The organism is Bradyrhizobium oropedii (assembly GCF_020889685.1).
Lineage (GTDB): Bacteria > Pseudomonadota > Alphaproteobacteria > Rhizobiales > Xanthobacteraceae > Bradyrhizobium > Bradyrhizobium oropedii.
The window spans coordinates 1-11,176 of record NZ_JACMYO010000232.1; the positions used below are offsets into that span (position 1 = coordinate 1).

Below are 11,176 nucleotides of genomic sequence, written 5' to 3' on the forward strand. Positions count from 1 at the left end.
CGCTTGGCCACGCGCAGATAGCTCTGGCGCAGTTCGACGCCCTCGCGTTTGGCCAAATCGACCAGCTTCTCGATCGCCCGGTGCATGAGCCGCGCATCGCTCGGATGAGCGATCGCCTTCTCCTGGACGGTGGTGTCCACAACGACCCGCTCGAGATCTTTGGTCTCGATTGCCCTAGTTCGATGCGCCACCGAGAGGCTTTCTTGCAGCAGCGCGGTGATCTGCTCCTCGCCCAGCCGCTGGCGCCAGCGGGTCAGCGACGAGCGATCGAACGGCAGGTCGTGCCGGAACACCACTTCGCCGCAGAAATACTGAAAATACGGATTCTCGACCCACCTGTCGCACAGCGCCTCGTCAGAGAGATTGTGCATGTGCTTGAGGATGAATAGTCCGGCTACCAATCGTGTCGGCAATGGTGGCTGCCCCGGCCCGAGGCGACAGACCGAACTGAAGCGTCCCGCCAGGAAGTCCCAATCGATCTTCGCCGCCAGACGCACCAGCGGATGGCGAAGGTTGATGATCTTCTCAAGAGATGGACGAAACAGATCGTCCTGACGATCGTCGCGCGGCTGGCTCATGGGTTCTCCCCAACAGCGAATCTCGCCGTCAAAGGAATCACGAAGCCGCCAAATCCGGAATCCAAAACGCAAGAAAACCAAGACCTACCCACGGCTTTCTTGCAAAATCGAATACTTGCTCACGTCAAATCACAGCGACGGATCAATCGCTTCCGAATTCTTCACGGGCGACCAAATAGTGGCCGTAGCAAAACTCGAATCGCTCCGCTCGGACAAGATCGATCAGCAGCGCATTGGTACCGCCATCATGAGCGCGCGCCACGACCAGGTCATATTTCCGCCCGTCGTCCAGCAGCTCGTCGACTTCTGATCGCAGCCATACTGGAATGTCTGCTGGGACGATCAAAAGCCGGTCAAACCCTCTTGCTTTCGCCCAAATGAATACGCTCTGGGCGGCACTATTCAATCCGCGAGTGCTCTCTTCCACCAAGGCCGCAGCATTACACGCCGTAGCTTCGGTCACGATGCGCGCTGACGGTGTAACCACCAGGCGTTCGAAGTAAGAGAACTGCATGGCGAAAACGGTCTGCGCCCTTCGGAAGAGCGCTAGCGCCATCCGTTCGCGCTGAGCGGCTGTCAGCGTGCCTGCAAGGCGGGTCTTTGACTCTGCCGGATCCTTCATCGGGATCGCCACCACCCTCCTCATGCTGTGACCCCAACGGTGCTTCGTGTGCTTGCAAATTCAATGAGCCACCTCGCAAGTTCCTTGGCGCGGAGTGCATCCGGAATCAATGTGGGAAAGGCTACGATCTGCAACGAACATCGTTTCAAAATGTTGACCCTATCTCGCGAGTCGCTCTCGTCGATGACTAGGAGATCCGCGTAGTCCGCGTAGGCAGCAGCGATGTCAGAGTTCGACGAGCCGACCCTGAGATCGCTCATTAGCTTCACAAGAGGTCCCTTGATCGCTTGCCCTCCAATAAGCGGCGAGACGGCCATCTTCAATCCTGGCACCTTTCGCAATTCTTCTCGCATGCCCCCCACTTCCAACATGGGAAGGATCGAAAGGTAGGGATTCGATGGCGCCAGCACCACGAGATCAGCCGCACGGAGTGCTGCGCGTACGCGATCCGTGACCCGGCCCTGGCGCGCGGCATCGAAGTGCAATTTCTTCACTGCGGGACCCGCATGCTCACGCACGAACCATTCCTGAAGCCGCAGCACCCCGATCGTAGTCTCCACCATGGTCGGGCACTCTTCGTCCGACACAGGCATGAGCGCACAGGGGACGCCGAAGCGACGAGTGACTTCTTCGGTCACCGCGGTGAGTGATGCGCCTTGTGCGAGCCGAGAAGTGCGATAGATATGCAACCCGAGGTCGGCATCACCAAGCTTCATCCAAACGCCTGGGGAATCCAGCTTCTGATCCACGACACTAGAGATCTAGACCCAGCTCGTCGCTTCTGCCGCCGGAGCGGAGAAAATCAGCATGTTTGTTCTGAGCCGCTCCGATGGAACTACCCGGAGACGTCTTCACAGGCTATGCTTTTGTAACCTTTCCATTGTTCGCACCGCTCGAACTCCTTACTTGCGCCGCGCTGCCACCGTCCGTCCTCCCGCTTACTGCAGGATCCAAGTGTTCCAGAGTGCGTTATTGATCTCCAGGTTGCTCTTTCCCGAGGCATCCTTCTGTGCCCACCATGCCGCGTTTTTCTCAAAAGTCTTAGCCAGATTTTCCGGATACGTCGGCAGCAGCTTGGCCCGCTCAGCAGGAATCAGATCGAGCGCCTTCCTGTTCAAGGGACCGATAGTGACGAGTTTTGCGAGAGCTGCTTGGCTTTCCGGCCGTGAAGCGAATTCGATAAACTTCTGCGCATTGTTGACATTCTTCGAGCCCTTCAAAATTGCCCACCAAGAGTGCCCAGTCATCGCCTGATCCCAGACGTAATCGACGGGAGCGCCCTGCTCTTTAGCCAATTGAACGCGCACGTGGGTCACCCCGCCCGCCAGCACTGCCTCGCCGGAAATGAGCGCCTCATAGATCTCGGCTGAACCTGTCGTCCACTTTATGACGCTCGGCTTGATGCGAGACAGGGCAGCATATGCTCGCTTGAAGTCGAGCGGATAGAGCTTCTCCGGCGGAACGCCGTCAGCAATGAGCGCAACCTCGATCGGAGGGACAATTCCGTTGCCCGCGGGAACAACGCGCGGCCCTGGGAACTTCTTGATATCCCAGAAATCCGTCCAGTTCTTTGGCGCATTGGCTTGCGTGTATTTCCTGGTATTGAAGGCGATGACTTGTGCGTACACTTCCGTGCCGACTCCGAAAGGCTGGACAGCATCCTGTGGGAAATCCGCGAAGACCGATCGGTCTATCGCGGTGTAGTCGATCTGCTGGAGCATGCCGGCACTTGACAGCACTTGATAATCTCCTGGCTCCATGTCCACTACGTCCCATTCCGGACTCCCCGTGTTGAGCATTGCGCGGAGCTTTGGCATCGTGGGGCCAGTCGCTTCGATGACCTTAATGCCGGTAGCCTTCTCGAACGGCTTAAAGATAGCCTCGCGAAGCGCGTCTTGGAACGTGCCGCCCCAGGAGGCAATGACGACTTGATCCTTGTCTTGGGCCGAAGCAGGCGAAACCGTCACTTGGCCCGCCGCGATGGCCATACAGAACGCGGCGACCGCGCGTTTGAGATAATGCATGTCGTGTCTCCTGTATAGTAAAGAGGATATGTGACGCCGGCCGCGCAACCCAGCCTCGGCTACGAGAATGTGAGACGTGTCAACGAATAAAGACCGCGAAGATTTGCCGAGATTGAAGAATTTCTGCGAAACGAGAGCACGCGCACCCCGTTATCGACGTCATATCATTGGCGCGTAGCCGGCTCACTCGTCCGGGCCGCCGTAGGGCATCATCGCTAGCGGTGAAAACGTCGCTTTCCTGCCCTGACACAAAGCTTCCTTGCCCGGTCGAGCCTTGAATTGGGTGGGCCCCGCAACTCAGTCATCCCGCCAGACTCTCAGAAGTGGCGCAGCTGCAACTTCAGAAGTCTTCGAATAAAACAAGGGACTTGCAACAGGCGGTAACAAATTGAACACCAGCTTCGGCTGCAACCTCTCCGGCGTGCGCCTTTGATAATTGAGTCATCGTGTGCCTGCGTCAGTGGCCTGTATCGCTGTAAATCCCGGAATATTCGACTTGGTACCCCTCCGTGCCGACCATTCCGCCACGAACTTGAGCCCAATCGTGATCAGCATGAGCATCGCCGATATAGCCGCGATAGTCGGATCGATTTCATATCGAATGCCTTCCCACATCCTGACGGGGAGCGTCTTAGTACTTAGACCCGAAAGGAAGAGCGCCAGAATCACATCGTCGAATGAGGTGAGGAACGCCAGGAAAGCAGCAGAAATGATTGTAGGACGTAGCATGGGCAGGGTTACAATCCAGAAGGCGCGTATAGGACCTGCGCCCATCGTCATTGCCGCAGCTTCAAGTGATGCATCCGCGCTTTTCAAGCCCGCCGAAACGGTTACAACGACGTATGGAAGTGCGAGAATAATGTGACCCAGCACGAGACCACCCAGGGTGCCCAGCAAATTGAGGCGACCGTAGAGAGCATAGAGAGAGATCGCAAAGATCAGGCCCGGCACGATCATCGGCGAAATGAGAATAGCCGTAGCGATTCCTTTGCCAGGGAACCGTCCACGAACGATTGCATATGCAGCCGGGACGCCGATCAAGATTGCGCCGATGGCCGTGAGAATCGCAACCTTGAGGCTTGTGATGGCCGGCGTGACCCAGTCATCGCGTGAGAAAAAGTTCGCGAACCAGCGAATGGAGTACGAGCGAGGAGGAAAGTGAAGAAATGCTTGACCTGAAAACGCAAGTAGAAAAAGGACAAGGAGCGGGGCCACAAGGCAAGCAAGCACCGCCCAAGACCAACACTTTACAAGCAGGTGGCGCGGCACCAATCGAGCAGATTGCATCCTATTCGCCAGTCGGGACCCGTGCGATGCCAGTAGTCTCGCGAGGATTCGCTCGCGCCAGATGAGGAGGTGGATCGGTCCGCGCTGGAACACCTGGCGAACGACCTCGCCGAGGATTCCGGACGATGCCTCGATGTTGAGTATTCGCCCGTAGAAAAGCGTAAGAATGCCCGTCACTACAAGCAGGAACACCGACATCGCGGCCGCGAGTCCCCAGTTGTTTAGTTCATTGATCTGCTTTTCGATAAGCATGGTGTATGTGATGTCCGAGAGCCCACCAAGCAGGGCCGGTAACACAAACATCCCGACCGAAGACATGAACACCAACAGAAGGCCAGCCAGAACTCCCGGCATACTCAAGGGCAGCACAATCCAGAAGAAGGCCGAAATGGGGCGCGCGCCCAGAGTTTCCGCAGCAGATAGCAGGCGCAGATCGATTCGGCTCAGGCTGTTGTAGAGCGGCAAAACCATGAACGGCAGCATGATGTGCACCATGCCGATGTACAAGCCCACTGTGTTGTAGACAAGTTTGAGTGGCTCATCGATGATTCCGAGTTCGGTAAGCGTCGCGTTCACGATGCCATTTCGGCCAAGTATCACGATCCAAGCAAAGGCGCGTACGAGAGTGCTTGTCCAAAGTGGAAGGAGGATAAGCAGTGTTATGGTCCGTCTTGTTCGGTCGGATGCGATGCGCATCGCATAGGCGACTGGGTAGCCCAGGATGACACAAAGCGCCGAGATGATGAATGCGAACTTGAAGGTTTGGTAGAGGACGCGCAGCATGACCGGGTCTTGGAACAACTCGAGATAGTTGCCTGTCGACCAACCCTTATCTCCCAAGCTGCGAGATACGATCTCCAAAAGAGGGTATAGGTAGAGTGGCAGAAGGAGCAGCGCCGCCGGGACCAAGAGGCCCATAACGCCAATACGATTGTTTATGCGCGATAGCATTGTCTTCCTGAGGTGCGATCCAAGTCGGGGTTAGCCGGTGGAAATTAGTGTCGCTTTCCGTCGGTGGCGCACTACTGAGTTGTCGATTCAACGAAGATATGAACGTCTTCCAAACTCCACCCGACGGTCACTTCGCTACCAATACAGCCTTGCGGCAGATGCCCCGGCTTGTTCTGCAATGTGACTTCAATGACGTCTTGGTCATTGAGAGCCACCCGGTACCGAATGAGATCTCCGGTATAGGCGATCTCCGCGATGCGTCCCACGAAATGTTCTTGCGTAGCGGTAGGGACAGCATTGAGGACAATGCGCTCTGGTCTGATCATAAGGCGCGCCTGCCCCTTCAATCCCTGATCGGCTTGAGGAACACGACAGCGCAATCCTCCAACTGTAACAAGGCTCGATTCGTCGGAGTCTCGCGATTTCTGGACCTCGCCTTTCACGAAATTAGACGTGCCAAGAAAGTCGGCAACAAAGCTCGACTTCGGATGCTCGTAGAGCTCGCTCGGGGACCCGGATTGCACAATCCGGCCATCCCGCATGATGATCACGCGGTCTGACATCACGAGAGCCTCGCTCTGGTCATGTGTTACGTTGATGATGGTGACCCCCAGGTTGCGATGGAGCTCGCGAAGCTCGAACTGCATATTCTCGCGCAACTTCTTGTCCAATGCGCTGAGCGGCTCATCGAGAAGGAGGACCGGAGGATCAAAGACCAGCGCTCGGGCTAGGGCCACTCGCTGCTGTTGGCCTCCAGAAAGCTCGCCGGGCACTCGCTGCGCAAGGTCAGGCAACCGGACGAGATCGAGTATCTCCCTCACCTTTCGGCAGATATCGCTTTCGTTCTTCCGACGCATCCGCAGTGGGAATGCAATATTTTCTGTCACCGTTAGGTGAGGAAAAAGCGCGTAGCTCTGGAAGACAACGCCCAAATTCCGGTGCTGCGGCCTGAGATGGGTGATATCGCGCCCACCGATCGCAATCGCGCCCGCCGAAGGCTCAGCCAGCCCCGCAATCATCATGAGGACCGTTGTCTTTCCGGAGCCGCTCGGCCCCAACACGGTCACAAATTCGCCAGCTGCGATTTCGAGGGAGACATCATCGACAGCTCGAATACCACCGTACTCCTTTGTGAGCCCGGACAACTGCACGCACCCGCTCTTCGATTTGGATTCGTCTTGAGCCGTCCTGTTCACTTGGGAACCCGAACGCTCCTTGAGCACAATTCCCTGCGATACAACGTCTGCGCTAGTCATTTTCCATCCCTAGGATCTCCCGGAGGAGCGTTTTTTTTGCGATCATCAGACCAAGCCGCGCAACCAGCCAAGCTCCGCAACGGAGGCACGGCCAATCGCTTAGGATCTTGAGGCGCGCCGTGATGCGATCAGTTCGATCAGCCACCGAGAGCCAAGGCGCACGAATTCGCTCGGCTTGGGCCAATTCCGTGCTGACCACTCAAGATGACAATCTCGATTACATCCTGGCCGAGGAGGCGAAGGAGTTCGCTATCGTCCACTTCCGGCTTGGGCGGAATCTTCAGTCCGTGTCGTAAGCACAGTTCGGTTTTTCCTTGGTGCGCATTGCCTCACTCCCATTTGTGGCCAGGGCTCCGCATAGATGTCTAGTCCGCCCCTCTCCTAATATCTTTAGCCAGCCCAAAGCCGGCCCGAGCGGCAATAGTATTTATTCTTATTTCACTTAGATAGTAGCCGCCTCCAGCATCTGATTTGACTAATAAAGCCCGTCATGGCGCAGGAATTCCGCGCCTGATCGTCAAACTGCGAAGTTTTATTTCCTCGACTTTAACGCGACCAAATCACGAGAGACCATCGGAGCTCAGGAGGCGAGCCGGCACGACGCTTGATGCCTGGTGGCCCTCCAAACGGATGCGAGAGCCACAAACCGGCGATGGCTTAATCAACACCTTTGCGATCACTGGTTTGCTGAGCGCCTTTTCGATTTCCATGAACGATGGAACATTGCAGGTCGTTAGAAATACGCCGCCGCAGGGCAGTCACGCTTTATCAAACCCGGGCAAGGTTTCGGAAGAGGTGGTTACTGAGCTACGGCGAACGAATAAACGAGCTCTTCAGTTGTCGCGGGGCAAGGGGCGATCTGCTACACGCAATCCACACGATCGTGAACGAACGCTGGTGAGGCGGCCTCCTCTCGGAGACACCGGATTGTTGGAGCCGAGTCGATCTAAGAATATCAGCGCGGAGCAGAGAACTATCCGCCGCCTATGAGTACCGGGTCTGTAGAGATGCCACCTCACTCGGCACCGCTGAGGCGAATCGAACGGCGGGAGTCCTAGCTTTGCTATGCTATTTCCCCCTGAGGCTCGATCGACGATTGACGAAACGCTGAGAAGGCGTGTCAGCTTCCCGGTCCGCGCGTTTGCGCGGTTTTTCATCGCGCACTCGCGTACAACGCGAAATACCCCCGCCGTTGCTGTTTTAACCTGCGATTCGCTAGCACCTGAGTTGCGACGATAATGCGGAGGAGCTAGCACGGCTGGAAGAACTCGCTTTTGATGTAGGTGAATCCCACCATCGTGTCCCGGAATCAATACTAGGCTAAATTACGTCGGCTTGTTTCAAACGTGTTGAGGAGAGCGGCCACAGAGCTCTCCAGGATCTCGAATGATCTGCGACTGCTCTCTAGCGGACCTCGGCGTGGCTGGCGCGGATCTGCCCCGAGGGCGAACTAAAGAGCGGTTAAAGGATTTGAGACGTTCTCCAATCAGAGCTGCAGCTCGCACCCGAATTACTCGGTCAGCTGAGTGCCCCCTTCACTCCGACGAGATTATGGAAAGCGCAGGAATTCAGGCAAGAGCTTTATCTGAGGTTCAGCTGTCAGATGGACTCTCCCCTCAGGCATCCGTGACTTTCATGCAGTGTGTTGCACCTGTGAAGGCAGTAATTTCGCGCTCCAGACCATTGCAGAGCAGGACGCATCTAACCGCGGTGGGCTCTGCCAAAACGTGGGACACTATCGAGTTCCCGCCGAATAGCGGCTCAAGAAGGCAATGCATCGGATGCTTGGTACTCCCCTTCGTTGCGGATTCTCGCGCGCAAGGTGACACTTACCCATTACTGAGACCTCGGGATCATAGCGGGCCTCGTCGGCATTTCGCGCGTGAACTGATAAAGATCGGCGGGGCTGAAAAAGCACTTGCCCATTCATCAGCTACAAACCTTCCCGGACGATCGCTGATCTGGTCCGGAATAAAGTAGGAGCCGACATGATTGATTCGCCCAAGCCCCAGGCGTTCAGCGTGGACGGCGTCGCCGCGCCGCTGCGCTATACCGCTTTCCGGCACATCTGGCTGGCGAGCTTGTTGTCCAATCTCGCCGTCATGATCCGGGGAGTCGGTGCGGGATGGGCCATGACAGAGATGACGTCGTCGGCTGACAGGGTAGCGCTGGTGCAGACCGCCTTTACGCTGCCAGTGATGCTGATCTCGTTGCCGGCCGGCGCCATTGCCGATATGTATGATCGCCGCGTCGTGGCGCTAGTCTCACTGTCGATCGCGCTCTGCGGCCTGGCCGCGCTCACCGCGCTCCAGTGGCAGGGTCTCACCACGCCGGATCTGTTGCTGGTCCTTTGTTTTGCGATGGGCATCGGCATGGCATTGATGAACCCGGCTTGGCAATCCTCTATCTCTGAGCAGGTGCCAGCCGGGGCGCTGCCGGCGGCGGTTATGCTAACTGGCATCAGCTTCAACATCGCACGCAGTTTCGGTCCCGCGATCGGTGGTATGGTGGTTGCGACTGCGGGCGCCGTCGCGGCCTTTGCGCTCAGCGCGTGTCTTTATCTGCCGCTGATGGTCGCGCTGCTCCTCTGGAAACGTGTGGCGGAGCCCTCGCGGCTGCCGCGCGAAACGTTGAGGCGTGCCATCGTCTCGGGAACGCGCTACATTATGAATTCACCATCGATCAAGATCGTGATGACCCGCGCCATGGCAACCGGCGTGGTCGGCAGCTCGATATCGGCTCTTATGCCGCTGATCGCGCGCGATCTGTTGCATGGTAGCGCGCAGACCTACGGAATCATGCTCGGCGCCTTTGGTCTTGGCGCCGTCATCGGCGCTCTCAGTATCGGCGAGGTGCGGAAGCGTATGAACGGTGAGGCCGCGATGCGTGCCTGCATGATGTCCATGGGCGCCGCGATTGCGGCCGTGGCCGTGAGTCGTGAGCCGGTTCTGACCGCGATCGCACTGATGTTGGCCGGCGCGATGTGGCTGATGGCGTTCACGTTGTTCGATATTGGCGTGCAGCTGTCAGCTCCGCGCTGGGTCGCTGGGCGATCGCTCGCGGCTTATCAAGCTGCGTACTCCGGCGGCATTGCCGTCGGCAGTTGGGGTTGGGGCCGGCTCACCGATGTCGCTGGAGTCGAAATTGCGCTGCTTGTCTCCGCCGCGCTGATGCTCCTTTCGCCACTGCTTGGGCTCTGGCTCCGGATGCCGCGCATTAGCGCCCGTGGCGAGGACGCCGAGGTGCTGGCCGATCCCAAGGTGCGGCTCACGCTCACCGACCGTAGCGGCCCGCTGGTGGTGGAGATCGAATATCGCGTTGCGCCGGAGAATGCACTCGGCTTTCACACGGTGATGCAGGACGTACAGCTGTCCCGTCAGCGCAACGGGGCTTACGGCTGGTCGATTGCGCGCGACATCGCCGATCCCGAGCTGTGGACAGAGCGCTATCACTGTCCGACATGGCTCGACTATTTGCGCCAGCGGAACCGCTCGACTCAGTCGGAACGCGCGCTAGATTACAAAGCGACGGCTTTCCATATCGGTCCCGACCCAGTGCGTATTCGCCGCATGCTGGAGCGCCCGTTCGGATCGGTCCGCTGGAAGGCAGACGTGCCCGACCGCGCCACGAACGAAGCACTGCTCATCGAGAGCGAACGCGGCAATAAGTAAGAGTTGTCCGTGAGTCAGGGATCATGATCGACGTACCTGTTATTCATGGAACAACGACCAAGGGAACATCTATCGCGCCATTTCAGACGATGGCCGACTGCGACTTTTCCTTCAGTGCTGCTCGCGCAGAGATGCGGAGATGCAGAGTCGGTTTTCGAGCTTTTTCGATCGATTGGCCTCCAATTCTCAGAGTTGGATGGGCAGCGCACGCCGGCATTCTACGAACCGAAGAAACTCATTGGAAAGAAACCAATGATCGTATGGTTGCGTGATGGTGTCGTGGTTAGATTTGTCAACGCCGACCGCCGCGTGCTCATTCCAGGAAATGCGCGCGCAGCTTTTTATGCGAAAGCATTGGGACACCGAGCTCCTCGGCGAGCAGGCGTGCAACTCTCTTGTAGGGCGCCTTAAGCTTGTCGTGGTATATGATACTTTGAATCCCATCGCGGATCGAATGTACGCAAGTCCTTAGATCAACTAGCCGACTCTCCTGGTCGTAGCCGTCTGCTACCAGCCAGTGGTTTGGAAGGACATGGCTTGCAGCTATCGGGAGACCTTCGCGAGGTTCCAATACCGCTCTTGTGAAGCTTGGCTCGAAATGATTCCCGCCGACGCACAGAACGGATCGCACGGGCTCTTCCATACGGTCGAACGTACGCAGGAGAGCTCGCGCCACGACCCGAGCCGCAAGAGGATTCGTCCAATCTGCAAGCGAGCTCCCGATTTCAATATCAATGGTAGAAGGCCTCAAGTCCGCGAGATGAGTTCCAGGATAGCCAACCTTAAC

At 57.3% G+C, this 11,176-nt stretch carries 8 protein-coding genes; 1 reads left to right on the top strand and 7 read right to left on the bottom strand.

The window, feature by feature from the left end:
• The 6 genes from H8A95_RS37875 to H8A95_RS37900 all read right to left on the bottom strand — a co-directional run.
• Window positions 1-578: transposase (locus H8A95_RS37875; protein WP_229187705.1), on the bottom strand; the 578-nt coding region annotated here is incomplete at its 3' end.
• Window positions 579-720: 142 nt separating this feature from the next.
• Window positions 721-1,212 carry a glycosyltransferase family protein gene (locus H8A95_RS37880; RefSeq protein ID WP_229187706.1) on the bottom strand — a complete coding sequence of 164 codons (492 nt, stop codon included), beginning with the start codon at window positions 1,210-1,212 and terminating at the stop codon, window positions 721-723.
• A gap of 8 nt (window positions 1,213-1,220) precedes the next feature.
• On the bottom strand, window positions 1,221-1,949 hold the full coding sequence (locus H8A95_RS37885; protein WP_229187707.1) for a 2-phospho-L-lactate transferase CofD family protein: 729 nt from the start codon (window positions 1,947-1,949) through the stop codon (window positions 1,221-1,223).
• Window positions 1,950-2,138: 189 nt separating this feature from the next.
• Window positions 2,139-3,224: an ABC transporter substrate-binding protein gene (locus tag H8A95_RS37890; protein ID WP_229187708.1), complete on the bottom strand. Its 1,086-nt coding sequence runs from the start codon at window positions 3,222-3,224 to the stop codon at window positions 2,139-2,141.
• A gap of 441 nt (window positions 3,225-3,665) precedes the next feature.
• Window positions 3,666-5,294: an ABC transporter permease subunit gene (locus tag H8A95_RS37895; protein ID WP_229187709.1), complete on the bottom strand. Its 1,629-nt coding sequence runs from the start codon at window positions 5,292-5,294 to the stop codon at window positions 3,666-3,668.
• A gap of 239 nt (window positions 5,295-5,533) precedes the next feature.
• Window positions 5,534-6,718, bottom strand: a complete 1,185-nt coding sequence (locus H8A95_RS37900; protein WP_229187710.1) for an ABC transporter ATP-binding protein — start codon at window positions 6,716-6,718, stop codon at window positions 5,534-5,536.
• A gap of 1,988 nt (window positions 6,719-8,706) precedes the next feature.
• Between H8A95_RS37900 and H8A95_RS37905 the strand changes: the two genes are divergently transcribed.
• The gene (locus tag H8A95_RS37905) at window positions 8,707-10,389 is read left to right on the top strand and encodes an MFS transporter (RefSeq protein ID WP_229187711.1); all 1,683 of its coding nucleotides are present in this window, start codon (window positions 8,707-8,709) and stop codon (window positions 10,387-10,389) included.
• A 313-nt stretch (window positions 10,390-10,702) separates the two neighbouring features.
• Here the strand turns inward: H8A95_RS37905 and H8A95_RS37910 are convergent.
• The coding region (locus H8A95_RS37910) for a D-aminoacyl-tRNA deacylase (protein ID WP_229187712.1) at window positions 10,703-11,176 on the bottom strand (474 nt) is incomplete at its 5' end.